The 24,870-nt window shown below is 47.6% G+C and carries 22 protein-coding genes and 1 other annotated feature; of the genes, 2 read left to right on the forward strand and 20 right to left on the reverse strand.

Going from position 1 to position 24,870, the window contains the following annotated elements; genetic code table 11:
- Nucleotides 1–31 precede the first annotated feature (31 nt).
- The 3 genes from A7975_RS31570 to gpr all read right to left on the reverse strand — a co-directional run bounded on the left by A7975_RS31570 (nt 32) and on the right by gpr (nt 2,938).
- On the reverse strand, nt 32–553 hold the full coding sequence (locus A7975_RS31570) for a THO complex subunit 5 (protein ID WP_065387771.1): 522 nt from the start codon (nt 551–553) through the stop codon (nt 32–34).
- A complete protein-coding gene (gene spoIIP, locus A7975_RS31575) occupies nt 508–1,755 on the reverse strand; it encodes a stage II sporulation protein P (RefSeq protein ID WP_053376846.1) in 1,248 nt (415 codons plus the stop codon). Before spoIIP ends, A7975_RS31570 begins: the two co-directional genes overlap by 46 nt.
- A 241-nt stretch (nt 1,756–1,996) precedes the next feature.
- On the reverse strand, nt 1,997–2,938 hold the full coding sequence (gpr, locus tag A7975_RS31580) for a GPR endopeptidase (RefSeq protein ID WP_053377871.1): 942 nt from the start codon (nt 2,936–2,938) through the stop codon (nt 1,997–1,999).
- A 259-nt stretch (nt 2,939–3,197) separates the two neighbouring features.
- On the opposite strand from gpr, the gene rpsT reads away from it, so the two are divergent.
- A complete protein-coding gene (rpsT, locus tag A7975_RS31585) occupies nt 3,198–3,470 on the forward strand; it encodes a 30S ribosomal protein S20 (RefSeq protein WP_053376847.1) in 273 nt (90 codons plus the stop codon).
- A 147-nt stretch (nt 3,471–3,617) separates the two neighbouring features.
- On the opposite strand, the gene holA is transcribed toward rpsT, so the two are convergent.
- The 7 genes from holA to A7975_RS31620 form a co-directional block, all read right to left on the reverse strand.
- Nucleotides 3,618–4,652, reverse strand: a complete 1,035-nt coding sequence (gene holA / locus A7975_RS31590) for a DNA polymerase III subunit delta (protein WP_065387772.1) — start codon at nt 4,650–4,652, stop codon at nt 3,618–3,620.
- Between the two features lie 254 nt (nt 4,653–4,906).
- Complete coding sequence (locus A7975_RS31595; protein ID WP_065387773.1) at nt 4,907–5,920, reverse strand: anti-sigma factor family protein; 1,014 nt, start codon at nt 5,918–5,920, stop codon at nt 4,907–4,909.
- On the reverse strand, nt 5,917–6,465 hold the full coding sequence (locus A7975_RS31600; RefSeq protein ID WP_053376850.1) for an RNA polymerase sigma factor: 549 nt from the start codon (nt 6,463–6,465) through the stop codon (nt 5,917–5,919). Before A7975_RS31600 ends, A7975_RS31595 begins: the two co-directional genes overlap by 4 nt.
- Nucleotides 6,466–6,837: 372 nt before the next feature.
- Nucleotides 6,838–9,420 carry a DNA internalization-related competence protein ComEC/Rec2 gene (locus A7975_RS31605; RefSeq protein ID WP_065387774.1) on the reverse strand — a complete coding sequence of 861 codons (2,583 nt, stop codon included), beginning with the start codon at nt 9,418–9,420 and terminating at the stop codon, nt 6,838–6,840.
- 111 nt (nt 9,421–9,531) lie between these two features.
- Complete coding sequence (locus A7975_RS31610) at nt 9,532–10,062, reverse strand: deoxycytidylate deaminase (protein WP_053376852.1); 531 nt, start codon at nt 10,060–10,062, stop codon at nt 9,532–9,534.
- Between the two features lie 62 nt (nt 10,063–10,124).
- Nucleotides 10,125–11,420, reverse strand: a complete 1,296-nt coding sequence (locus tag A7975_RS31615; protein WP_053376853.1) for a homocysteine synthase — start codon at nt 11,418–11,420, stop codon at nt 10,125–10,127.
- A 92-nt stretch (nt 11,421–11,512) separates the two neighbouring features.
- Complete coding sequence (locus tag A7975_RS31620; protein ID WP_065387775.1) at nt 11,513–12,034, reverse strand: ComEA family DNA-binding protein; 522 nt, start codon at nt 12,032–12,034, stop codon at nt 11,513–11,515.
- A 190-nt stretch (nt 12,035–12,224) separates the two neighbouring features.
- On the opposite strand from A7975_RS31620, the gene comER reads away from it, so the two are divergent.
- Nucleotides 12,225–13,064: a late competence protein ComER gene (gene comER / locus A7975_RS31625; protein ID WP_053376854.1), complete on the forward strand. Its 840-nt coding sequence runs from the start codon at nt 12,225–12,227 to the stop codon at nt 13,062–13,064.
- Between the two features lie 48 nt (nt 13,065–13,112).
- On the opposite strand, the gene leuS is transcribed toward comER, so the two are convergent.
- The 10 genes from leuS to A7975_RS31675 all read right to left on the reverse strand — a co-directional run bounded on the left by leuS (nt 13,113) and on the right by A7975_RS31675 (nt 24,697).
- Nucleotides 13,113–15,551, reverse strand: a complete 2,439-nt coding sequence (leuS, locus tag A7975_RS31630) for a leucine--tRNA ligase (protein WP_065387776.1) — start codon at nt 15,549–15,551, stop codon at nt 13,113–13,115.
- Between the two features lie 82 nt (nt 15,552–15,633).
- Nucleotides 15,634–15,882, reverse strand: a binding site (T-box leader).
- A 103-nt stretch (nt 15,883–15,985) separates the two neighbouring features.
- Entirely contained in the window at nt 15,986–16,870 is an 885-nt protein-coding gene (locus tag A7975_RS31635) for a HAMP domain-containing sensor histidine kinase (RefSeq protein WP_255314634.1), read from the reverse strand.
- A gap of 211 nt (nt 16,871–17,081) precedes the next feature.
- The gene (locus tag A7975_RS31640; protein ID WP_065387777.1) at nt 17,082–17,768 is read right to left on the reverse strand and encodes a response regulator transcription factor; all 687 of its coding nucleotides are present in this window, start codon (nt 17,766–17,768) and stop codon (nt 17,082–17,084) included.
- 196 nt (nt 17,769–17,964) lie between these two features.
- On the reverse strand, nt 17,965–18,264 hold the full coding sequence (locus tag A7975_RS35565; protein WP_369688975.1) for an rRNA adenine N-6-methyltransferase family protein: 300 nt from the start codon (nt 18,262–18,264) through the stop codon (nt 17,965–17,967).
- Nucleotides 18,265–18,273: 9 nt separating this feature from the next.
- On the reverse strand, nt 18,274–18,762 hold the full coding sequence (locus tag A7975_RS31650; protein ID WP_065387778.1) for a DedA family protein: 489 nt from the start codon (nt 18,760–18,762) through the stop codon (nt 18,274–18,276).
- 671 nt (nt 18,763–19,433) lie between these two features.
- Nucleotides 19,434–19,844: a DUF6194 family protein gene (locus A7975_RS31655; protein ID WP_053376858.1), complete on the reverse strand. Its 411-nt coding sequence runs from the start codon at nt 19,842–19,844 to the stop codon at nt 19,434–19,436.
- Entirely contained in the window at nt 19,841–20,410 is a 570-nt protein-coding gene (locus A7975_RS31660; RefSeq protein WP_065387779.1) for a PadR family transcriptional regulator, read from the reverse strand. Before A7975_RS31660 ends, A7975_RS31655 begins: the two co-directional genes overlap by 4 nt.
- Before the next feature lie 303 nt (nt 20,411–20,713).
- Nucleotides 20,714–22,258, reverse strand: a complete 1,545-nt coding sequence (locus tag A7975_RS31665) for a right-handed parallel beta-helix repeat-containing protein (protein WP_053376860.1) — start codon at nt 22,256–22,258, stop codon at nt 20,714–20,716.
- 230 nt (nt 22,259–22,488) lie between these two features.
- Complete coding sequence (locus A7975_RS31670; RefSeq protein WP_065387780.1) at nt 22,489–22,956, reverse strand: DUF2691 family protein; 468 nt, start codon at nt 22,954–22,956, stop codon at nt 22,489–22,491.
- Nucleotides 22,957–23,425: 469 nt separating this feature from the next.
- On the reverse strand, nt 23,426–24,697 hold the full coding sequence (locus A7975_RS31675) for an IS110 family RNA-guided transposase (RefSeq protein WP_065387781.1): 1,272 nt from the start codon (nt 24,695–24,697) through the stop codon (nt 23,426–23,428).
- Between the last annotated feature and the right edge of the window lie 173 nt (nt 24,698–24,870).

A 24,870-nucleotide genomic window follows, 5' to 3' on the forward strand; every position in this document is an offset into this window, starting at 1 on the left:
CAGTTAAGGAGAAGACCAGCAATGTTCATTATCACTTGGTTAAGCCGTCGAATATCGAAACGACCATTCGAATGCCTTCGCTAGACATATTTTGCAGCAATCCAGAGGTTGAATCGGCGATCCGGTTCACTGCCGGTTGATCGTTCTGGAGGGGCACGCCCGGCAGCCTTTCATTCTCCGTAAGCTTGCCTTCGTCATATTCGTTCGAGTATTCTGCCCCCTTCGCTGCCATCCGCTTCAGCTCTTCAAGCTCCTTCTCAAGCTGGGCAATTTTTTGCTGCTGGGCGTTCGCCAGCTCTTTTGCCGGGTCCGTCGTTTCTACAGGCTGCACGACGTCCGTATATTCGCTCCCGCCTTCCATCGGACCGTAAATACGCTCAATGCCCGATGAGGACATATCAATCCCGTACATGACGATAATCGCGATGGCGCCGCCGAGCACCGTCCATTTTAGCGTATTCCGTTTCATAGGTTCACCGTTCCTCTCTTTATTAAGCTGTTCGCTCGTTAGCTCGCGTCGCCCTTGCTCGTTGAAGCCTTCTCCTCCGCCCAATAGATCTCCGAAATGACTTCCGCAAGTGCATCGGCTGTGCGATAGGATTCCTCCAGCGTGTTATCAACGCCGCCTACCTCGATTAGGACGCTGTCTGCTGCAAGCGATTGATTGTATTCCGCATTTCCGGATGCGGCTGTCTTGCCCCAAATGCCGCGTGAGATGCCTGGATATTTTTTATCAAGCGCATCATGTATTTTGGTTGCGAACGCTTCGTTTTTCTCCCAGTTTGGGTTTTTATGCCCGATGATAAAATAAACCTGAGCGTAGCTTTTGCCTTCAATATCAATCGTCGTATACTTTCGTTTCTGGGAATCGCGGTGAAGATCGAAGAAAAACTTCAAATCCTTGCTGCTCGCGATCGCTTCCTTCACCGTTTTCATCGAATATTTATAGGATAAATAATATTTGAAATCTTTGATGGTTGACGGATAGTCCGTATTGGAATGCTGCGCCCCGACGCCTTTCTCCTCCAGCTTCTGCGCAAGCCGCTTGCCGACTAGCGTAATGTTTTTTGTATTGGAGCTTGGGTCCTTTGATTTATCCGTCAGCACGGGATACCAAGATTCCCGGTTATGGGAGTGATAAATAAAGGCAACCTTCGCGCCGCCCGTTGTTGGTTTAATCGGCGTGCCGCTATCATCTGGCTGATCAGGCTCATCCGTAGGAGTTGGCTGTCCAGCCGGTTCATCCGTTGGCTCGCCTGTTACATCGGTCCCGGTCCCTTCGTGAAGCCCTTCCAGCGGATCGTAGGTAATCGGCGCATTGTCCTCAGGTCCAATATCCGTATCCGTGCCAATGCCTTTGCGTATAAGAAAAGCGTCATTCGCGCTCATGCCCGGCAGCTCGCCTGCGAGCAGGCTCTTTGGATCGTTCGGATTAATATCCGTCAGAGCCCTCATTAGAAATGCGCTTAGCTGCTTGGTCGTAAAAGATTCGGTTTCCTTGCTGCTTTGAAAAGCAGGCATCTCCATCTCTAGCATATCCCCAAAAAATCCGCTGGATACGGCAGCAGCGAATCCCTTCATCGAATTAACCGGTGAAGCCGTCGTTTGCTTATGCGCCATTCCCGCAACGCCCAGCACGACAAAAAACAGCATGGAGCAAAAAGAGAGCAACGCGAACGTACGTCCCGTCACCAGCAATTGTCTCATTCGTTTACTTTCTTTCCCGATATCCAGCAGCATGATCCTTCGTTTCATTAGCTTTGATACCTCCGCTTCTTCGCGCCAGTGGCTTTTGTTACTACTAAACTATGAGAGTAATAGAGTTCATAGAACCTATTAAATGTGAATGCATGTATGTAATAGAGTTGGCTCGTTGATCAATAGACCTCGTCTACTAGACTTGGCTGCAGCCATTCCGACGCGCAAAAAGGAGCTGTCCTAAAAGGCTAATCGCCTTAATAGACAGCTCCAAACTTCAGATATAAAAAGCTAAAGCTTAATGCGTATAAGCCGCTACATTACTCGAATCGACAGCCTCGTGCAGCGACGCGTTAAGGCCGCTCGCAATAATATTGGCGATATCCTCAATAAATTCGTCAATTTCTTTTGGCGTCACCAAAAGATCATGCCCGAGCGGACTCAGCACTTCCCGGACAAGCTGCAGGCGCTCGTTCTCGTCCATTTGATTGACAAGCCCCATAATTTGATCCGAGTTGGCGCTTTGCTGCTTAAAGTGGCTGCTCATCATTTCAAGCGTGTTATTCACAATCGTCGAGGCGTAGACAACCGTTGGAACGCCTATTGCAATAACAGGCACGCCTAAAATTTCCTGCGTCAGTCCCTTGCGTTTGTTCCCGATGCCCGAGCCTGGATGAATGCCTGTATCCGCGATCTGGATCGTCGTGTTCACGCGTTCCACCGCTTTCGATGCAAGGGCATCGACCGCTATAACAAGATCCGGTTTCGTCTTCTCGACGATCCCATGGACAATTTCACTCGACTCGATTCCTGTGATTCCGAGCACGCCTGGCGCGACCGCGCTAACAGGCCGGTAGCCGGGCGCGACTTGATCAGGCATTAGCTCAAAATAATGACGCGTCACCATTACATTTTCGACTACGATCGGACCTAGCGCGTCAGGCGTAACATTCCAGTTGCCTAAGCCGACAATGAGAACGCGCGCCGATTTATTGATGGACAGCCTCTCCAAAAAAGCTTCAAAATGTTTGGCAAACTGCGTAGCAACACGATCCTGCAGCCCTGTATCGCCATTTCGCAGTCCCGGCACCTCGATGGTCACATAATTGCCCTGCATTTTGCCTATCGCCTGCGCGCCCTGCTCATTTTGGACTTGAAGCTGTGTAATGGTAATGCCGTCATCTTCCGTAGTCTCCGATTGGATGCCTGGTATTGGCCCGCCGTTCGGTCTCTCCGCCATCTCCTTGGCCTCAAGCGCCAAATCGGTTCTTACGTTGTATTTCTGCAGATCAAGCTCGTTCTCCACTGCTCATTCTCCCTTCATACACATGTTCTAAGGTTATTGTTTGCAGATGGTTTTTTTTCATACTCGCAACTGTTGCAACAGGAAACTTACTGCTATTGCTTTTTGGGCATCGGCATGATAATATATTTTAAGTTGTGTTGTCTAGGTTTATTATGTATATGAACCGTTGTAAACAGTTTAGGAGGTGAATTCCATGCCAAACATTAAATCCGCGATTAAACGCGTTAAAACAAGTGAAAAGCGTCGTGCTTTGAATGCATCCCAAAAATCCGCACTTCGTTCGGCCGTTAAATCTGCTGACCAAGCTATCGCTGGCACTGATGTAGATGCTGCTAAAGCAGCTCTTATCGCTGCAACGAAAAAATTGGACAAAGCAGCAACTAAAGGCCTGATTCATAAAAATGCGGCTTCCCGCAAAAAATCACGTCTTGCTAAAAGACTTAATGCCCTTTCGGCTCAAGCCTAAGCATGATACTTGCATAAACGGCTAATTTCGCCCTAGGGCGTTAGAAGTTCGTTTGGCACTCAAAAGAAGCTTCGCCGCTCATTACGAGCAGTGAAGCTTTTTTTTGTTAGCGTTCAACCGATAATAAAAAACGGCACTGGAGTCAGGCTACGCGCCTTTCTCCATGCCGAGTGAAAGCAAATAAAGCTCTAGGCCCAACGTTTTGTCGATAGCGCCTGTTTTCATTTGGTAATCAAGGTCTGCAAGCGATGCAAGCAGCCTGCCAAGCCTTGCCACCTGAAACTTTCTGCTCTTCTCAGCAGCAAGCTTGACCGCATAAGGATGCAAACCTAATTGGCCGGCCATCTGCTGCGGTGAATAGTGATGCTGCTCCAGCTCTTTAATTTGCAGCATAATTCTTAATTGCCTTGCGATAAGCGCTGCGATCTTAATGGGCTCTTCACGTCGCACGAGGAGCTCCCTGTACAATCGAATCGCACGATCGATGCGAAGCTCGGCAATGGCGTCCACAAGGGCGAACACGTCCTCCTCGACGGTTGCAGCTGTTAGGAGCGCAGCGGTTTCCACATCAATGGTGCCGCCAGCGCCCGCATGCAAACAAAGCTTGTCCACCTCTTGCGACAGCTGCTGCATACTTGATCCCGCACGCGAGAGCAGCAGATCCGCTGCATCTGCCGTCATCGTCCGATATTGCTCCGCAGCGCGCTTGATCATCCATTGCTTGAGCTGAGCGGCGTCCAGCTCGGGAAATGGCACTAGCGAATTCCGATCCTTTAATGTCTTGACGAGCTTCCGGCGCTCATCCAACTTCTCGGCATTTACGGAAATGACGATAATCGACGATTCTGAAGGGTACTCCATGTATTGAATAAGCTTTTCAGGGCGATGCTCAAGCTTTCCCCCTTCTTTGCCTCCAGCACAAAGCACGGTAGCATCCCGTATCAATATAAGCTTGCGCTGCACGAAAAACGGCGAAGTCTCCGCTTCAAGCACGGCTTCATCTATCGAGGTTTCCGCCGTATCAAATTTGACAATGCCAAGCTCGCGCTCCTCAGCCGTGAACATCGCTTCCGTCAAAACGTTAATAAACTGCTGGAGACGGTAGCGGTCCTTCCCGTATAGCACATAGATAGGCCGAAAGCGGCCGCCCTTAATTTCCTTTAAAGCTTCCTTCGCATCCATACCTTCACCTCGTTACCAGTAAGTACATTTAAACGGCAACAAAGGGATGAGCCGTTTCTAGGCTTCATCCCTTTGCCGAACATCTATATAAACATTCGCAGGCAGGCCCATGGTGCCGCCCTGCGGATGGTCATACGACGTTAAGGCTTCGTCGCAGACACTCTCGTTGCTAATACTATACGCAAAAGCGGATGAATGTGTGCGAATGTTTGTAGGCAAAAACAGCTGACGCTTGTTTTAGCTTATCTTGTAAATTAGTGAGCCGCCTTCTGCTCTGTAAAAGTAGCAATGTCAATCACATATTTCTCGATTGCGCCCTTTTCCACCTGAACCTCATAGGTCAGCTTCGAGCTGTCCTCTGACCAGCTCAAATTGGCCAGCTTGCCGTTTTTGCGTGGAGACTCGAACAATAGAGATTGGTCGGATACAGCATACAATTTGATGCCAAAACCAACAACTTCCCCGCTATATTTGCCATCAGGAGAAACAACGGCGGCATCTTGGGATGTGATTCCGAATTCACCGCTTTGCTCACCGGCAATGCCTTGAGTTGGATTTGATCCGCCATCAGTGCTGCCGTTAGAACTTTCACCCGGCTTAATCGCTTTGGATGGCATGCTCCCCGTGTTTGATCCCGAACCTCCGCTGGAGTTCGAATTGCTTTGGCTTGAATCACCGTTATTCTCTACGAATGATTTATCGCCCATCATATCTTGCTTTCTTAAACCTTCCGTACTCACATCCGGCATGGCTGCATCGTCGGATTTAGGTCCTTTAAACGATAATTCTTTCGGGACATCCGCTTGCATATCGGCGGCGGCATTGCTGGATTCATTAGCAGAAAATTTAGCAGTGCTGCTTAAATCCGGCGAAGAATCAGGCTTATACGTAACAAGAAATAATCCTGCTACAATACCGGCCGCGATAACTCCGCTCATTATGCGTATGGACGGCCAACGCCGTTCGCGCTTAGCGCGGCGAGGAAGCGCTTCTGCTGCTTGTACGGCAGGAGCAGGCTCAGTATCCGAGTCAGGCTGACCAAAGAGCTCCATACGCTCCAATTGGGGCATAATAGCGTCTACAAGGCTGTAGCTCGGCACAACTTTGGGTAAACTGGTAAGCTCGGCGGATAACAGCTGTAACCGCTCGAACATCGCTGCACAGTCCGGACACTGTCTAGTATGGCTCATCAAGACTTCTTTCTCGCTTTCATCGAGATCGTCGTCTAGCTGTCTTTGCATTAATTCCATCACCTCTTGACAATTCATCCCCGGACACCACCTTTCTGATAATCATGGAGTAACGTCTGCAGCTGCTGCCTAGCTCTGAACAAATAAGATTTTACCGTGTTGAGCGGCAAATCGAGCGAATCTGCGATTTCGTTGTAAGAGAAATCTTGTAAGTACCGAAGGACGACAACCGCGCGATGATGCTCAGGAAGCTTATCGATAGCGGCTTGAATGTCTTTAACAGCGTAAGCAGACATTACCTCGTCCTCCACATTCTGTTTCTCGTGGAATACCATGTCATGCTCATCTATCGAGACGGTCGGTTTATTTCTCCGAAACTTGTCAATGCAAATGTTTGTTACAATACGCTGAATCCATGTTTTGAACTGCGCTTTTTCTTCGTACGAGCCTATTTTCGTATAGATGCGAATGAGCGCTTCCTGCGCAGCATCCAGTGCATCTTGTTCGTTGTTTAATATATAATAGGCTGTCCGATAAACATGCGTTTCAATCTCTCGCAATAGAGTAATTAAAGCGTCGCGATCTCCCGACTGAGCGGCTCTTATAAGCTCCGGCTCCACCACGAAGGATCCCCCTCTCTTGCAACCATTCTGACGAACCGGTTGCGGTAAAAGTTGCAGATTTGTTTGAAATATTACTATATTTTTTTTAGTAACAATTGCCATTGGATAACATCGTCCCCTTGCGGGACCGTTTATGGTTCATTTCGCAAGCAAACAACGGTAAAATAATGTAGCATACGAGAATGATAAAACGAAAATGCGAAATAAACTCCACATCAAAGGATACCAAATTTCTAGTACCTCGTATATAGAAAGTGATCGAATACTGCATGAAGAAGGCGGACCTTTGATCTATTTCTCATAAATATATACCAAAAGCATCTTAAAACATGGATTAACTCCCATTATAGCAGCATGATAACCTCAGTTAAATTAGCGCATAGTGGCATTATACAGCCCTTTGGCCGTTACCGTAAAACGAACCTCGCCATCCTTGTCCGTCCGCCAAATAACCGCTCCGGCGACTGCCAGTCTGGATAAGACATCCGGATGGGGGTGCCCGTAGCTATTTGACGCTCCTGCCGATGCTACTGATCCGAACGGCCTCCAATAATCCAACCATTCCTTCCCCGTCGAAAAACGACTGCCATGATGCGCAGCCTTCATGACCGTTATCGTTTTTTGCACTGCGGCCCGATTAGAGCGCTTCTGTTCATTACGAATAATAGACCGCTCCGTTACGGAATTAATATCGCCGGAAAACAAGAAGGTCGAGTGGTATAACCGCACGCTCATCACGACGCTGCTTTCGTTCTGATCCTCTGCCTGCTGTACAAGAGAATCCTTTTTCGCAATCGGCCACAAGATGCTGACCTCCGTCTGCTCGTCGATTTTGTACTGCTGGCCAGCATGCACGCTATACATTGGAATTCGCAGCTCCAACGCCTTTCTCAGCAGCAGCTGTGCATCCTCAGCCTCTTTAACGGTACCGTTCCACCAAATGCTGCGAACCGGGATCGAATCGAGTACCGCCTGCAAGCCGCGGATATGATCGCTATCCAGATGCGAGATAACTAGAATATCGATAGCGCGCACGCCTCTTTTCATTAATAAAGGAACAAGCACCTTCTTCCCTACTTCAAAAGGGTCGCTGCGCTCTCGCCACTCCTCGCCTTCCTTGCGAAAGGAAAGCGTCCCCCCGCCGTCAATCAATATTTGTTTTCCGCTGGCCGTTCGGATATGGATCGCATCGCCCTGACCAACGTCGATAAAGCTTACAGCAGCTTTTCTGTTAATCAAATCCGGTTTATACGCATAGAAGAGCATGAAGATAGAAAGGATCAGCAATGAGTAAAAAGATGTCTTCACCCCTTTATAACTGGGCTGAGGCATCCTCATTGCAGAAGCTGCTCCTATGGGTGCCGTTGCCTCCATTGCCTCAATCGCTTCGGCACGCAAATCAGCCGATTGCGTGCTCCAAAGGTTGAGGGCCTGAAATAAAGCGCCAAGCAGCAGGAGCCAAGACGCTACCCACCAGAGCGGCGGGGTTGCCCAAATTGATCGAAGCGAGTCGACCGCCGCTAACTGCTCGACAAGCGCAAACGTCCAATCATTCGCATATTGCGAGGCATAGGCGAGCAGCTTGCCGCCAGAATCCCAAATCATCCCTAGCAGCAGCGCGGCTGCGCCAAGCGGCATCACAATAAAGCTTATGAACGGAACGAGCACAAAATTAGCAAGCATCGACAGCGCATGGAACTGGTTGAAATAATAGACCGTTAAAGGGAAGGAAACGAGCTGGGCAACCAGCGTGACGGCTGCCAAATCCAGCAGCCACTTGCCCTTTTGCCATTGCGGCAGCGCTTGGCGCACGGGCTTGACGCCCACTATTAAGCCGAGCGTCACAATAAACGATAACTGGAAGCTTACATTCTCGAGCAGGAAAGGATCAAATGCGAGCATCATGACCGCGGCGGCAGCCAGCAGATGCATGCCGTCCTTGAGCTTCCCCATTCGGGCAGCCAGCAAAGCCAACACCGACATAAGTCCAGCGCGGTTTACCGAAGGCGAAGCGCCGGCGAGCAGCACGTATAGCGGGACGGACAGCATGAGAATAAGCAATATTCGCTCGCGGCTAATCCGCGCCGCCCGAAGCAAGCCGCCAAGCGCGTAAATAAATACGGCGACATGGAGGCCGGAAATAGCCAGTATATGCGTGAGTCCAAGCCGCGAAAACTGCTGGAACTGCTCTGGGTCGAGGTCCTCGCGGATTCCGAGGACGAGACCTTTCATGTACCCGGACTGCGAGGACGGGTACAGGGCGTCCATACGCGCGCCAAGCCAGTCGCGCGCGGCGTCGACGCGGCCGAGCAGCGCGGCCGCGGTCCACTTGGGGCCAGGCGCCGCGCGGACGGCGCCTGTGCCCTGCACTTTGAGCAGCCAGTGGGTTCTCTGGCTGCTGAGATAGCGGCGGTAATCGAAGCCGCCGCTATTGGATGCGCCAGCCGGCCGCGTCAGCTCGCCGGCGAGGCGCACGATGTCGCCGCGCTGCCACGCCGCGGCGATCGACTGCTGCGGCTGCGCATCCAGCCGCACATGCACAAGCAGCCGCTCGCGCACCTCTCGCGCGGCCGCTCCCCCTTCCGCGTGGACGCTTTGCGCCTCCACGCGAAACATCGCCCGGTCGCCGTCGACCTCTACCGCCGACACAATCGTGCCGACCGCTTCCGCCGCATACGCAGCCCGCGGTCCATCCGCCTCTGCGGCGGCGAGCAGGGCCGGCAGCTCGGTCACATTGCGGGCATCCGCCCACATCCTCTCCCCAGCGGCAAGGCCCACTGCCAAGACGCAGGCTGCCGCGAGCTGCCAAGGCGCCTGCCTGCACAGCATCGCGGCAAGCGCCAGCAGCGCAGCAGCGCCCGCCGCAAGCAAAACGCCGCGGCTGTTCAAACCCGCAGCCGCAGCGCTCCCAAATACCCAGAAAATCACAAACCAAATTAAAGGCCGCCGGTTCATCCCCATCTCTCCTTCATCGCAACTTGCCGGTAACGAAAAAAAAGAACCTCTGGCGCATCCGAAGATGCAATCAGAGGTTCTTCCCCTACTACCTATTTAATGGCTCTACAACTACGAAGTCACATCCATATGCGCCTGAGCAGGTGGTTCAAAATGATCCAAACAGCGGAATATGATGCCCTTCTGCCTCATTAGATGGCTCACCTTGTCGCTATCCTTCGGATAGCTGCGGTGATAGACGATTTCTATGACGCCGCTATTAGCAAGCATGTTGGCGCAGGTCCAGCAAGGCTGGTCGGTGACGTAGACGGTTGAGCCTTCGCGATCGGCACGATCCGTGAACAGCAGCAGGTTTTGCTCGGCATGGATCGTACGGATGCAGCGCTGCTTCTTGAACGGCTGCTCCTGGCCGTCGACTACTCTCATCTCAACTTCCTCCGAAATCATGCAGCCTGCCTCTAGACAGTCCTGCACGCCCATCGGCGCTCCGTTATACGCCGTACCAAGCAGTTTTTTCCCTTGCACGAGCACGGCTCCAACATGTCTGCGCGGACAACGCGAGCGCGTCGATACCATATAAGCGATATCCATAAAATAAGTGTCCCAATCCTTACGGACGGCATCCTGAGTTTGGGTGTTCATGAAACCAACTTCCTTTCAGCTGCTGCATCTGATGTTCTGGCTGCTATAAAAAATAATGGGAATTAGATCTGTTGGCTGGCCGCAATCGCTTGCGCAAGATCAGCCAAAATATCTTCAATGCCTTCTGTACCGATCGATAGACGAATCATGCCAGGCGATACGCCTGCATTCGTTTGCTGCTCTTCAGAGAGCTGCAGGTGAGTCGTGCTTGCCGGGTGGATAATAAGCGACTTCGAATCGCCGACATTCGCCAAATGCGAGAACAGCTCCACGGAATTGATCACTTTTTTGCCCGCTTCCACGCCGCCTTTAATGCCGAATGTCAAAATCGCGCCCTTGCCCTTAGGCAAATATTTTTGCGCGAGCTCATACGACGGATGGCTTGCAAGTCCTGGGTAGTTTACCCACTCAACCGCTTCATGCCCTTCCAGAAACTCCGCTACCTTTTGCGCGTTCGAGCTATGGCGTTCCATGCGAAGATGAAGCGTCTCAAGGCCTTGCAGCAACAAGAAGGAGTTAAAAGGTGAAATCGCCGCTCCCATATCACGAAGCAATTGCACGCGTGCTTTAATGATATAAGCGACAGGACCAACCGCATCTGTGTACACGACGCCGTTGTAGCTTGGATCCGGCTCGGTCAAGCCTGGGAATTTGCCGCTGGCTTTCCAGTCGAATTTGCCGCCGTCTACGATGACGCCGCCGATTGACGTGCCATGGCCGCCAATAAACTTCGTTGCAGAGTGGACAACGATATCTGCGCCGTGCTCGATCGGTCTGCACAAATACGGGCTTGGGAACGTGTTGTCCACGATAAAAGGAATGCCGTTCTCGTGCGCGATTGCAGCAACGGCTTCTAAATGAATGACATCGCCCTTCGGATTGCCGATCGTCTCCGCATAAACCGCTTTTGTACGCTCATTAATGGCAGCGCGGAAGTTTTCCGGATCCGATGGATCAACAAATCTTACCGTAATGCCAAGCTTAGCCAGCGTTATCGAAAAAAGGTTGAACGTTCCGCCATAAAGGCTTGTTGCAGATACGATTTCATCGCCTGCACCAGCGATGTTGAGTATCGCATATGTAATTGCCGATTGGCCAGATGCAACTGCCAAAGCTGCCGGAGCACCTTCAAGCTCAGCTACACGTTTCTCAAAAACGTCCGAGGTCGGGTTCATAATTCTGGAATAAATGTTACCGAACTCTTGCAGTGAAAATAGATTTGCTGCATGATCCGTATCTTTGAATCCGTAAGACGTCGTCTGGTAGATAGGCACCGCGCGCGACAACGTAGTCGGATCGATTTGTTGGCCTCCGTGGACGGATAGCGTATCAAGAGAAAGCTTGCGTTGTTCTGACATTTTCTCGACTCCTTCAAAAATGAGATATGAATGGTTGTAGCTATAATGGAAGCGGAATCATTTCCATGCCGCTTCCTTCCATTCTCTCACAATTATGGACGAGCTACAATGCTCTCTTTAATACCTTGCAGCAATTTCTCACCGATTCCTTTGACACGGAGCAAATCATCCACCGAGTTGAATTTTCCATTCTGATCTCTATCCTGAACAATCGCCTTCGCCTTCGCAGGTCCAATTCCTTTTAAATCATCCAGCTCTGCGGCTGTAGCACGATTAATATCCAGTTTGCTGCCCTCCTCGGCTTGATGCAAAGCAGCTTCCCCATTATCCTCTCCGATCTCATCTACCGTATTTTCTTCTGTTTTTCCATCTGTATTCGCGCTTGCGCTTTCAACTTTATTTTGCGGCGCAGCTGCTGGCGATTCTCTTTCCTCAATAGAATGATCTAACGAGGCTAGCGCCGATTCTACTTCAGCATTGAGCGGCACCCATTCGGGATCGGCTTCCCGTTTTGGCTCCATGAGCGCGAAGGCAAGAAGTATTACAGCTGTTATCAAAAACATAACGGCAAATAATAGCTGTTTATTCGGTACAACAATAAAGGGACTCTTCATTTGGATCATCCTTTCTGCAAACGACAAATTGTTTGGTATTTAGTGACATATAGAACAAGTACTATGGAATAAAGTAAGAGAGCAAACAAAACGAATACGAATATTTTGACTCGGGATTTGCTCGCGCATAACCTTAACCCTATCATCGGTATGAAGGTATGCACGCGCTAAACCTTTAGGAGGGCTCAGCATGAATGTCGGATTTATCGGAACGGGCACGATGGGAAGCCTGCTCATTGAAGCATTTATTGCATCGGCTGCATTATCGCCATCGCAAATTGCAGTCAGTAACCGCACCTTTGAAAAAGCGCAAGCATTGGCCAACCGTTATTCCGGCATGAGAGCCGAATACACGAATGCCGGAGCAGCCTGCGGCTGCGATATCATTTTTTTATGCGTGAAGCCGCATGAGTTTAAAAAGGTCGTAGATGACCTGAAGCCAGTCATTCGTCCCAGCCAAATGGTTGTATCCATAACAAGCCCTGTACTCCTATCCCATTTGGAGGGCGAATTAAACTGCAAGGTGGCAAAGGTTATTCCGAGCATCACGAACTATGTATGGAGCGGAGCATCACTTTGCATATACGGCAAGAGGATCGATGAGAAGGACAAAACGCAGCTTGAGCATTTGTTGTCCAACATTAGCGAGCCACTTCAAATAGATGAGAGCTTTACGCGTATCGTATCGGATCTGTCCAGCTGCGGCCCTGCCTTCATCTCCTTCCTGCTTGAGCAATTTGTTGATGCAGCCGTTGAAGAAACAGGGATTGGACGAGAGGAAGCTCTGCGGGTAGCAAGCGCCATGCTGCTTGGCACGGGTCTGCTGTTAACCGAAGGCGGGCTGACTCCAGCAGAGGTTCAGGAAAGAGTTGCCGTGCCTGGCGGCATTACCGCTAAAGCGTTAAATCTGCTTCGCCGCGAGACGGATGGCGTATTCAATCAGCTCATCCGCACGACGCATGCCAAGTTCGATGAAGATGTCGCCAAAGTTTCGACCGCCTTCATAGGCGAAGAGGTGAACGGTCAATAGCTGTTCTTCAGCTAAAGCCCGCCCACCTCTTTATTTTGCGTACATCTATTAATTAGCTACGATATTAACAAGCTTGCCTTTGACCGCAATGACTTTGCGGATCGATTTGCCGGCAATCAGCTCTTGCACTTTTTCCATTTCCTTCGCCAAGCTTTCCATTTCAGCGACGTCCATATCCGCTGCGATGGAAACGCGGTCCACGATTTTACCGTTCACTTGGACAACGATCTCTACTTCTTGATCCACGGTCCATGCTTCCTCGAAAGTCGGGAATGAAGCGTAAGTGAGCGAATCCTTGCGGCCTAGCTTCTCCCATAGCTCTTCTGCGATATGCGGAGCGATTGGGGAAAGCAATTGCACGAATTGCTCCATAGCCGCAAGCGGAAGCACTTCCGTTTTGTAAGCTTCGTTAACGAAAATCATCAGCTGGCTAATGACCGTGTTGAAGCGAAGCGCTTCATAGTCCTCTGTAATTTTCTTAATGGAACGGTGCCATGTGCGCTTGAAAGCATCGCTTGTATCGCCATCTCCGATTTTCGCGTTCAGGCTGCCGTCCTCGTTTACGAACAAACGCCATACGCGGCTAAGGAAACGGTACGTGCCTTCCACGCCATTTGTGTTCCAAGGCTTAGTCGCTTCAAGCGGCCCCATGAACATTTCGTACATGCGGAGCGTATCTGCACCGAACTCATTTACGATATCGTCCGGGTTAATGACGTTGCCGCGTGATTTGGACATTTTCTCGTTGTTATTGCCAAGGATCATCCCTTGGTTAACAAGCTTGTGGAAAGGCTCTTTCGTATCCACAACCCCGATATCATAAAGCACCTTATGCCAGAAGCGAGCGTAAAGCAAATGAAGCACCGCGTGCTCGGCTCCGCCGATATAAAGGTCAACCGGAAGCCATTCCTTTTGTTTCTCTGGCGAGCATAGCTGCTTGTCGTTTTTCGGATCGATGAAACGCAGGTAGTACCAGCAGCTTCCTGCCCATTGCGGCATCGTATTCGTCTCGCGGCGAGCTTTCATGCCCGTCTCGGGATCAATCGTGTTTACCCATTCCGTAACGCTCGCAAGCGGAGACTCGCCTGTGCCTGAAGGCGTAATCGCGTCAACATCAGGCAGCAAGAGCGGCAGCTGATCCTCAGGAACGGTTTTCATCGTGCCGTCCTCCAAGTGAATAATTGGAATCGGCTCACCCCAGTAGCGCTGGCGGCTGAACAGCCAATCGCGCAAACGGTAAGTGATTTTGCCTTTGCCTTTGCCCGTTGCATCCAAATGCTCGATCATTTTGGCAATTGCGTCCACGTTAGTCAAGCCGTTTAAGAAGTCGGAATTCACATGCGGTCCGTCGCCCGCATAAGCTTCCTTCGTAATATCTCCGCCCTGAACAACCTCAACGATCGGAAGGTCGAATTGCTTTGCGAACTCCCAGTCGCGTGAATCATGGCCCGGTACGGCCATAATAGCGCCCGTGCCGTAACCGGCAAGCACATAATCCGCAATCCAGATTGGCGTTTTAACGCCATTCACGGGGTTGATAGCATATGCGCCCGTGAACACACCGGATTTGTCTTTTGCTAGGTCCGTGCGCTCCAGGTCACTCTTGCGCGCTGCAGCTTCTTGGTAAGCTTCTACAGCCGCTTTTTGCTCCGAGGTTACGATTTGCGCAACAAGCTCATGCTCAGGCGCCAATACGCAATATGTCGCGCCGAACAACGTATCGGGACGAGTCGTAAATACGACCAATGCCGAATCGTGGCCGTCGATCTCGAACGTAACTTCAGCGCCCTTCGATTTGCCGATCCAGTTGCGCTGCATGTCTTTGATGCTCTCCGACCAGTCGAGCTCTTCCAAATCATCAAGCAAACGATCCGCATATTCGGTAATTTTCAAAATCCATTGGCGCATCGGTTTACGCACAACCGGATGGTTGCCGCGCTCGCTGAGTCCATTGATGACTTCTTCGTTCGCAAGAACTGTTCCAAGCGCCTCGCACCAGTTAACCGAAACCTCGGCAACGTATGCAAGTCCTCTATTGTACAATTGGATAAAGATCCATTGCGTCCATTTGTAATATTCCGGATCTGTCGTGCTGATCTCGCGGTCCCAGTCATAGGAGAAACCAAGCGATTTAATTTGACGGCGGAAATTATCGATATTTTTGAATGTAATATCGCGTGGATGCTGGCCAGTATCAAGCGCATGCTGCTCCGCCGGCAAACCAAATGCATCCCAGCCCATCGGATGAAGCACGTTGTAGCCCTTCATTCTTTTGTAACGGGATACGATGTCCGTAGCTGTATAACCTTCCGGATGGCCTACATGAAGGCCCGCGCCGGATGGATACGGGAACATATCAAGCGCGTAGAACTTCGGTTTGTCCGCGTCTTCTGTTGTTTGAAACGTTTTGTTCTGATCCCAGAATTGCTGCCACTTAGGCTCGACAACAAGCGGGTTGTAGCCGTGGAATTGCTGTTCTTGACTCATTTGCTTAAATCCTCCTAAAAAATATGTGCTGTAAGTATGCATCTTCAAAAAAACATAAAACCTCCCGCCCCTAGCGATTATCGCTAGGGACGAGAGGTTGTTCTCCCGTGGTACCACCCTAGTTAGCGGCAGGCATGCTTTGCCTATCGCTCACTTGTCGCCTTTATCGCAGGCCAGACGGTGCTTTTCACAATCGATGCACGGCATCGACCTTTTATTCGCACAGCTCCAAGGCGAGCTTCACTCCGCAGCAGGTCCGGCTTGCACCATCAAAAACGCCGGCTCTCTAGGCCTTGCCTACGAAATTACTGTTCCTCTTCAACGCTCCATATGCATAAAATGGTTAGTTTCGATTATAAAGATCGAGCGTTACCGTGTCAAGAGATCGCTTTGTCACTCCCGCGTTCAACCGGTAAAGTTCTATTCGCTCCAGCTCAATTCTTTCTTATAGTAAGCAGGGGAAGTTCTAACGTGAATGCATAATGACCATTATCATATGCAAGTGTAAGGCGACCGTCTTGGTGTTCTGCAAGTTGTCTTGCAATCGCGAGGCCTAAGCCGGCACCTACTTGAAGATGTTTGTTATGCTCCATATTTTCCGTCTTGTAAAAGCGATCGAAGAGTTTGGCCTCCTGTTCTTTCGTAATATGTTCTCCCTCATTTGCTACGGTTAAGTAAACTGATGTCTCATTCGAGGTTAAGTGGATATCGATGACTTTAGGAGTCGTTGAATATTTAAGAGCGTTCATCAGCAGATTATCTAAGATCCTAGCCACTTGTTCAGGGTCAATATTGACGGCTGCCTTTTGAATACTTATCTCTGGCCTAACTACTACATGATGCTCTTCGGCAATTGGCACAAACTCAAACAGCACTTGCTCCAAAAGCTCGCGCATATCCGCATGTTGCTTCGTCAAACTCATATCTCCAGAAGACAAACGCGTATAAATGAATAGGTCATCAATAAGCATTTTCAACTGCTGTGCTTTGCTATAAGCATTGTTTACGAACCGATCATATTCGTTCTCGTCTAAGAAGGATCTATTACGAAGTAAATCCAAATAGCCAATCATACTCGTTAGTGGAGTTCTAAGATCATGAGAAACGCCTGTAATGAGATTCATTTTAGAATCTTCAGCCTCATTTTCTTTCATTTTTTGGGATGCGAGCTGCTCAGCCATTTTGTTCAAGTTTTTGGCTAATATGCCCAATTCGTCCTCGCGACGAACAGGAACCCTATACTCAAAATTACCATGTGAAATAAACCCTAACCCTTCCGAAAGAACCGAAAAGTATTTAATAATTCGCTTCGTTAACATGTAGAATGATAAGAGAAAGATTAATATGAAAACCGCGAGCGATACAACGATTAGAAGCGGAATATACTCAAGCTTTCCTTTTGATGAGATCGAATCGATCAATTGCCCAATCAAACCCACAATATACAAACTAAGAATGTAGGAGATCACTATGGTCAGGAGCGTTGCCCCGAGAAAGGAATATCTAACGCTATGTCTGATTTTGAAACGTTTATTTATCCATTTTATAACCAACACCCCACACCGTCTTGATGTACTCTGGCTTTCTGGGATTGAGTTCAAGCTTCTCCCTCAGATTTCGTATATGAACCATGACAGTATTGTCTGAATAGCCCACACGCTCTTTCCATACGGATTCATAGATAGTATCAGCACTAAATACTTGTCCTGGATTAGCCGCAAGCAGATTTAGAATTAAAAACTCAAGCGGTGTCAGCATGACCTCTTGTCCTCGGATCGATAAAAAGTGCTTTGCAATATCAATAACGAGCTCTCCAATGGTTATTTGATTGAGTGGAACTTCCTTCCCTGCGATTATCTTTTGTCTTCTTAGCTGCGCTTTCACTCTTGCGATTAATTCCATGGGATTAAATGGCTTCGTTACATAATCGTCCGCTCCTGTCGATAACCCCATGATCTTATCAATATCTCCTTCCTTCGCAGAGAGCATAATGATTGGGACAGCATATCGTTCCCGAATGTGAATGCAAGCTTTAATACCGTCCATTCGTGGCATCATTACATCTAAAATGACTAAATCCAATTCCCGTTGCGAAAGCACATCGAGTGCTTCCGCTCCATCCTTAGCTTCAATAACAGAGTATCCTTCATTGCGTAAGTAAACATGGATAACGTCTCTTATTTCCGAATCATCATCTACGACTAAAATTACACCCAATTCAATCTCTCCCTAGATTATTTTTTTCAATTTTCCGGTTTCTTACAAACATAAACAAACGCGGGAGGGATGTTCAAGGGGACCAAAGAAATACTTTCAATCTCAAAATGCTCTGAAAGCAATTTTTTCATCTGCAATGAATACTGAAAAGCAATTAATTTACTACCTGGTTTCAGCGCTTCTTTGCACTGCGAAATCAGTTGGTTAATGCATTACTTTCCCTAATAAAATGGGGAAAATCCCGTTGAAGAGTTTGACCCATCTCTTCATCTCTCTCAAATAATATAATATTGCCACCATACTTTATCTTATTTGCAATTACGCGTGTAATTGCACCGGTACCTGAACCGATTTCGACGATGTTTTCAGCTTGCTCCCACATTGCCGATGCGACCATGCGATTCGCCAAAAAACGTGAGCTCGGAATGACGCTTCCAACATTTCTAGGATTAAGAATGAATTTTTTAAAAAAAAGCAGTGAATGATTCTTTATCATTTTAACACCTCATTGAAATATTTGGACTAATTGATTGCCAATAATGAAGCTGACACCGTATAACATGCCGATCCATACAATAGCACTTGGATAGGAGACGAAGATTATTCGTTTAAAAGGAAGTTTGTTTACTCCGGCTAAAATACTAACGAAGTATCGAACTAGCGGAATCAAATAGCCTAACGACAAAGCTGTCCCACTATGCCTTACATAAAATTGCTCAGCTTTCTTATATCCTCCGAAATGGCTCAATTTGCGAAGGAAGCCGTATTTACTTGCCAGCCTGCCGATCCAATACCCTAACGTCACGGCGGATGTCATTCCAAATAGAATAGAAGCAAAGGTGTAAAAGGGGTGCAACAATCCTTGAGACGTCATAATTCCAGCGGCGATAATTGTCACCTCATTTGGAACTGGAATCCCAAAAGGCCCCAAACAGAAAGCTAAGAAAAGTACAATGTAACCATAATGGCTTATCATTGTCATAATTTGATCCACGTATGCTCCCCATTTCGTGAAAATGACTTGTGTGCGCCCTGATAAGGACAACATCAGTATAGAAAAAAATACTTAGTTCCTACCTAGGTGCTTTCTGAAGAAATTCTGAAGATTACTTAGCTGTTTTAATGTTTTAAAGCAGTCAAAACAAGAAATGCTCGCCTCTTTTAAAGGCAAGCATTTCTTGCGGGTTATTTAATTAATCTCACTATATGGAGAATCGTTTTCCTCTTAAATACGCTTGTTTCCTTAGATTTTGAACGTTTTTCTTTTGTACATGACAAATAATGGGTGGAACAGGGCTGTAAAAATGAAAAATATGGGGGCGAAGAAAGCGAATAAAGCGAATCATAAAATGATTCGCATCCAATCGCATTATAAATTAAGATGCTGCTGTTTTTGAGCTGCCTTGTGTTCGTATTATAGGTTCAGGCAGATCTTTCTGGTTGAACCTCTTTTCATTTGCATAGAGGATTAAAGTAGCCGGTTCGAAAGTAACTGCCCGTGGGACTTGATCCCGGAGCTATAATGTTCCCCTCCCTTACTCGAGCGAATACCCTAAGTTCCAAAATTGCTTGAAGTCCGCGGCTTGAATGCAACTATTCAGGCTGGCATATTTGGCGAAGCCGACGATCTAAGCTACTATGCACACGGAGATGCACCCTCTATCCCTAGCTACCGCCCTTACGTTGAAGCCGTCCTTCTGCAATCAAATGTGCTTCTACAATCAGTTGCTTTGTTTTTTCGGCATTCTCTCCGACTGGATTAAGGATACAAACAAAGAATTGACGTGAATATTGGGGATGTGGTAAAAACTCGTTCAGCACCAAATAGTCGATGCTTTCATCCATCAGGCCAGCGAGGAGATTATTAAAGGTCTGTTTGCTAACTCCAATATTGAGGCGAAATACATCTTCTCGATTAAGGTTGGACACATCGTCGTATTCATTATCTGAATAAGCAATGGTTACAAACGGTAAGCGGTGATCGTCGCCGACAAAAAAGAACGAATATCCGAAGTTCACTTCTCGTTGCACATTTGGCAGTTCCATTATGAATGCGTCATAATCCACCTGTTTCATCGTTCTCCCTCCAACAATTCAGATTTGAACTCGTATTTACCTGCTTGGACATTTGCCAATATCCTCTCTGTAGTTGCTGCCTCATTCTCAACATAACTAACCCAAATGCCAACAAGTTCAGGATGCTTGGAAGGATCAGGTGGGCGCTCTTCCGTTGGCAAACTCCTCAAAAAGTTAATCGAAGTTTTTAATGCAATACGGCGTTGCTGTAAGAGCGCATTTAATTTTTGTCGTGATAACATATTCATAAAAGCAATCCCTGCTGAAAACTGCTGAAGGTCGATACTTACAAGTGCCGATTCAAGCAAAGCTATAAATTCGATTTCGCCCTTCTTAGTGACAGTGTACTCCTTACGTGATGGACCAAGTTTTACATTGAGCTCTGAATTAACGGACCTTGTCATCCCCTGCGATTCAAGCTTGTCTAAGGCATGATATATAGATCCAGGCTTTACGTTGGTCCAAGTGTCAGCATGCCAAGAAGTGATATCACTTAAAACTGCATAGCCATGACTAATTCCTCTTCGCAATATGGAACCTAACACGAGTAATCTAACAGTTGACATGGTTATCTCCTTTACAAGGATTGCTTTACTAATCAAATTTGAATAGCGATACCTTGTATTATAACGTTCATAACTCACACTAGTCAAACTTGAATAATTAGTGAATACGCCGCTCAGCAGCCGGATGCCCATTTAGACGGCTATAGCCCCATTCTATCCGGCTTACGATTTATCTTCTGGTGAAATCCTGCGAATAAGCGAGTATTCGTGAGAAAACTGCATCGTACCGAGGGAGCTTAATAAAATGAGCAGGCCACCGCAGCGCCTGCTCATCGATGTGTACTATTGAACTAACGTTTCCTTTTACTCATCTGCCCCTATGTTAACTGATGCTCCCCGTAGTCTTGCTTGACCGTCAATGTCCAAGGTTTTGATGATCGAACTGTAAGATCTACCCGCATCGATTGCTGCGGAAGCAGCTTTAAGGTGGAAATTATTTTGGCCTTGATTCACAAACCGGGGATCGGCAAATATAGAGTGTACATCATTTCTAGTACTGGTCTTATAAGCCGAAAAACCGACATATTCCTCGTTTTTCCAAATCCAAGTTGCTTTCGAAACGTCTCCGGGGGCGTAATAAAGATTGTAGTCTACCACATTTCCCGAGTTTTTCGTGTGTTCGTTATAGATGAAGACATTCGATGATTCCGCAAAGATGATATTATTTGTGATCATATTATTCTTGGTATCATACTGTAGCAGAATTTGACCACTGCCGTTATTCAGCGAATTATTTTGATATAGGGTATTGTTGATGATCTTGCAATTCACAGTTGCGCCTCGTTCACTATCGTAGCCGCCCATCGCTATTCCCGTATACCGATTACTGTAGACAATGTTGCTTCGCACGGTAATATCGCTTGTGGATTTCCCTGCATGTTCACTGGCAATTTCAATGCCAATATCGTTCTTGTAACTGTAATTTCGTTCAATAACACTGTCTTTCCCCCCATCTATATAAATACCGCCGGCCGCGTTGCTATTGTTAGGAAGTGATTTACCGTAAGAAGGGTTAAAGTTGGATGAGATGTTATATACTCTATTGCCACTGACTAATCCATTTCTCACTTGATCGTAGGACGGATGCGGCGCTACTCCTTCGAAGCCGATGAGATCGATCCCGATATTGTCATTATCATGAATGAGATTGTTCGTCACGGAAAAAGTATCGACATTTCCGTTTAAAACAAGGGACTCGCTTGAACCCAGTACCAGCTTGTAAAGCTCATTACCTTCTATCGCTACATGATGAATGGAGGCGGGTGCATCAGTACCATACACAGCGATACCGTGAGCATCCCGGCCAAGCAGGTCACTGCCGGTTGGTGCAGCGGTATTTTTGATATCATGCACTTTGTTATTCAGAATCTTAATATAGCTTCCTGAGCCGTGGACATATATACCTATAGGCAATTGATCTTTTTTCGTTGTGATAAAATTACGGATTTCAAACCCCTTTATCGTGATATGGCTGGCGTCTTCAATCTCAATAATGCCTTGTTGTCCTGTGACAGAAAGTCCGCTTCCATCAATGACTGCCCTTTCCTTCGGAAAGTTTACGAACGTGATCGAACCACCCCGGGCTGAGCCGGAGCGGGTAATTTTTAGCTTTTGCTTATATACGCCCCCTCTAACATACACGGTACTGCCCGGTTTTACGACGTCTGCTGCATGCTGGAGAGTTCTCCAAGGAGATTTTTTGGTGCCCGCGTTATCATCGTTGCCTCTGGAGTCTACATAATAGGTGGGAGTGGCTGCTGAAGTAGAGGTGGCACGCAATTGCCCCATCATAATTATTACAGTTGCAACTACCGTACCAAGAATGAATAATTTACTCTTTGTTTGCATTGAGACGGATCTACCTTTCCTGAATGTTTCTTTTAATTATACTATAACGAATCTTAAGCACCATCAAGTAAACACTTGAGCAAATGTGATCAAGGAAAAGACTGGCGTACTTTGGACTCAGACGGGAATATCATTATCAGCATTTATTCTCTAGACTTGTTCAACTACCCGCCCGTTAACGTGTCCCGTTAGTTGAGCGATTACATTCAAGCAATGCAAACATGAATGCTTTACCATACAGAAAGTCTTGTTCTAAAATCATTTTCATCTGTAATGAAGTTTACTTCAGAAAACCCCATTTTTAGCGAGTTATTATAGAGCCTTTGGATTGTTTCTGGATCCTTACTATACACCGTAACATACACGCAATCGACCACTAAAATAACGAGGCTACATTCACTGATAATAAAATCTTCAAACGTTTGAATATCAATAATCTCTTTATTTCTTGGAAAAGCCTTTAGGTTTGTAAAAATCACATAATACTCGTTTTTTTCTATTGTCTGCTTTAATGTTTCGCCTTCCATTCCAATAACCTCATCAGGAAAGAGTGGCCGCCCTAACTCCCCGTCCTCGATGAAATATGCTTCTTCACCGCCAACATACCAGTTATATGCAGCTACATCGACTGGCTTCAGTATCCCAGCCAAGTAGCTCCCGTACTCATTTGGTATTTCGAAGCTAATGCCTCTTATCATAATAACTCCTCTCCTATACTGCCCGTTACTTCAATGAAAAACGGCAAACGATTAATAGCGTTTGCCGTCTTTTCGTCATTCAACTCCCTCAGTACGATATGGTTTTCTCACGAATGCTCGCTTATTCGCAGGATTTCGCCCGGTTGGTATAGGATGAAAGACAAGAAGGGGAACTCCGTATAAGACTTCGGCAACATGAAGACGCACGGGAATAAAGGGGAATATATACCGCCCCAGAAAGTTCCATTTACTGCACGCATTCTCCACGCCGCCCCTGGAGGTTCTCACTCCCATGTCTCAACGGGTCTACGCCCTTTCATTCCTTCGTTACGCCTGTCCAAGGGGTGGAGGCCGGTCTTGCTATCGTTACGGGTCGGTGCCCTTTGGTTGAATATATCCGGTACTCCGTGCTTTCTTTGAAATCCTGCGAATAAGCCAAAACTCGTACAACGAAACGGTAGGGCGTAGGTTACGCTGCTAGTTGAATTGGTAAGGTTTTAGGTGGGTTGTAGGCTTCGCCTCGGCGAGCCATCCCAACAAGTATTCGAGCTAGTTTGCCACAAAGTTTCATAATGGACCTTATTTTCTTCATCTTCTTTACCTGTACATTGTAGGCATGCATGGCTTTGAACTCTGGATTGTTAGCGACTAAACTCATGGTCATCAAGAAAATGAAACGGCGAAGGCGCGATCGTCCGCGTTTACTGATTTTCATCTGCCCCGTCCATTTGCCTGAACTTGCTTCTGCGAGGTTTAGGCCAGCGTGCCGAAGCAGTGCATTTCCATGTGCAAAACCGCTTAAATCTCCGGCCTCACCAAGAATACCAGCTAGTGAGATCGCACTAATTCCTTTTATGGCAAGCATACATTTAGCAAAAGGTATGCGACCTAATACTGCAATAATCTCTACCTCTACGACTTGCAGCTGTTCACAAGCGAGATCGTATTCAGCGAGAAGCTGTATTAAATGGAGCTTATATGCATGAGTTGCCTGCTTAGAGCCAACAGAATGACTAGCAAGCGCAACAAGGGTCTGAGCCTTCTTCTCCCCGGGTTGACGTTGCATAATGGATTTCCAGCACCTTACCACTTCCTGAGGCGTTAACTTTCTCAGTTCTTCAGGCGTCGGGAAAAGACGAAGTGTCGCCAATGAACCTCTGCACATCAGGTTCTTAAACACTTGTCGCAGTTCAGGGAACACAACGTCAACCCAACGATGAATTTGGTTCTTTGCACTAACGAGTCTCGTAACGACAGAGTCTCGGTTGGAGAGAAAGACACGAAGCTCTTCAAAAGCTTCAGGCGCATTGCGAATGAATGAATAGTAGCCGTTTTTCACCATGTCTGCGATGACGAGAGCATCCTTTTTATCGCTCTTCGATGGTGTATTGTCGCGGTTTTCCTTATTCTTTTTTACAAGGTGAGGATTAACGAGAACAACTTCAAATTGTTTCTCGGATAGCCATTTGGAGATGCTTAGCCAGTAATGCCCCGTCGGTTCCATGCCGATGATAGCGAAGTTAAGGTTATGGACTGCCTGCAACGATTGGATCCAGCGAAGAAGGATCTGAAAACCTTCTTCGTCATTTGAGAAAGATAGCGGATTGTCAATTACGATCCCGCGAAAGTTTACTGCACGTGCGACGTGCGTTTGCTGAGCGATATCGATCCCGACGACTAAATGCTGGGCGGTAATTTTTTCAATGAGTTGATTTTGTTTATCCTGCGATTTAAACTTCATAGTAGAGCGTCCTCCTGGATGATTGGATTTAAAGGGCTATGACCCGTTTCGTAATCCCATCGTACCGAGGCGCTTGTTTTTTTGCAAAACTGATAATTAACGCTCTACAGGAATGCTATCGTGTCCCGTTAGCGTAACGATCCGTACTTATACTGAATGATTCGGGTTCTTCA

The sequence above is a fragment of the Bacillus sp. FJAT-26390 genome (assembly GCF_001682865.1).
Classification (GTDB): Bacteria; Bacillota; Bacilli; order Paenibacillales; family Paenibacillaceae; genus Pristimantibacillus.

What these genes read in the sequence shown, in the direction of transcription:
- spoIIP (WP_053376846.1), bottom strand. Translation starts at nt 1,755, where the DNA reads ATGAAACGAAGGATCATGCTGCTGGATATCGGGAAAGAAAGTAAACGA.
- gpr (WP_053377871.1), bottom strand. Translation starts at nt 2,938, where the DNA reads ATGGCGGAGAGACCGAACGGCGGGCCAATACCAGGCATCCAATCGGAG.
- rpsT (WP_053376847.1), top strand. Translation starts at nt 3,198, where the DNA reads ATGCCAAACATTAAATCCGCGATTAAACGCGTTAAAACAAGTGAAAAG.
- holA (WP_065387772.1), bottom strand. Translation starts at nt 4,652, where the DNA reads ATGGATGCGAAGGAAGCTTTAAAGGAAATTAAGGGCGGCCGCTTTCGG.
- A7975_RS31595 (WP_065387773.1), bottom strand. Translation starts at nt 5,920, where the DNA reads ATGAATTGTCAAGAGGTGATGGAATTAATGCAAAGACAGCTAGACGAC.
- A7975_RS31605 (WP_065387774.1), bottom strand. Translation starts at nt 9,420, where the DNA reads ATGAACCGGCGGCCTTTAATTTGGTTTGTGATTTTCTGGGTATTTGGG.
- A7975_RS31610 (WP_053376852.1), bottom strand. Translation starts at nt 10,062, where the DNA reads ATGAACACCCAAACTCAGGATGCCGTCCGTAAGGATTGGGACACTTAT.
- A7975_RS31615 (WP_053376853.1), bottom strand. Translation starts at nt 11,420, where the DNA reads ATGTCAGAACAACGCAAGCTTTCTCTTGATACGCTATCCGTCCACGGA.
- A7975_RS31620 (WP_065387775.1), bottom strand. Translation starts at nt 12,034, where the DNA reads ATGAAGAGTCCCTTTATTGTTGTACCGAATAAACAGCTATTATTTGCC.
- comER (WP_053376854.1), top strand. Translation starts at nt 12,225, where the DNA reads ATGAATGTCGGATTTATCGGAACGGGCACGATGGGAAGCCTGCTCATT.
- leuS (WP_065387776.1), bottom strand. Translation starts at nt 15,551, where the DNA reads ATGAGTCAAGAACAGCAATTCCACGGCTACAACCCGCTTGTTGTCGAG.
- A7975_RS31635 (WP_255314634.1), bottom strand. Translation starts at nt 16,870, where the DNA reads ATGTTAACGAAGCGAATTATTAAATACTTTTCGGTTCTTTCGGAAGGG.
- A7975_RS35565 (WP_369688975.1), bottom strand. Translation starts at nt 18,264, where the DNA reads ATGATAAAGAATCATTCACTGCTTTTTTTTAAAAAATTCATTCTTAAT.
- A7975_RS31655 (WP_053376858.1), bottom strand. Translation starts at nt 19,844, where the DNA reads ATGAAACAGGTGGATTATGACGCATTCATAATGGAACTGCCAAATGTG.
- A7975_RS31660 (WP_065387779.1), bottom strand. Translation starts at nt 20,410, where the DNA reads ATGTCAACTGTTAGATTACTCGTGTTAGGTTCCATATTGCGAAGAGGA.
- A7975_RS31665 (WP_053376860.1), bottom strand. Translation starts at nt 22,258, where the DNA reads ATGCAAACAAAGAGTAAATTATTCATTCTTGGTACGGTAGTTGCAACT.
- A7975_RS31670 (WP_065387780.1), bottom strand. Translation starts at nt 22,956, where the DNA reads ATGATAAGAGGCATTAGCTTCGAAATACCAAATGAGTACGGGAGCTAC.
- A7975_RS31675 (WP_065387781.1), bottom strand. Translation starts at nt 24,697, where the DNA reads ATGAAGTTTAAATCGCAGGATAAACAAAATCAACTCATTGAAAAAATT.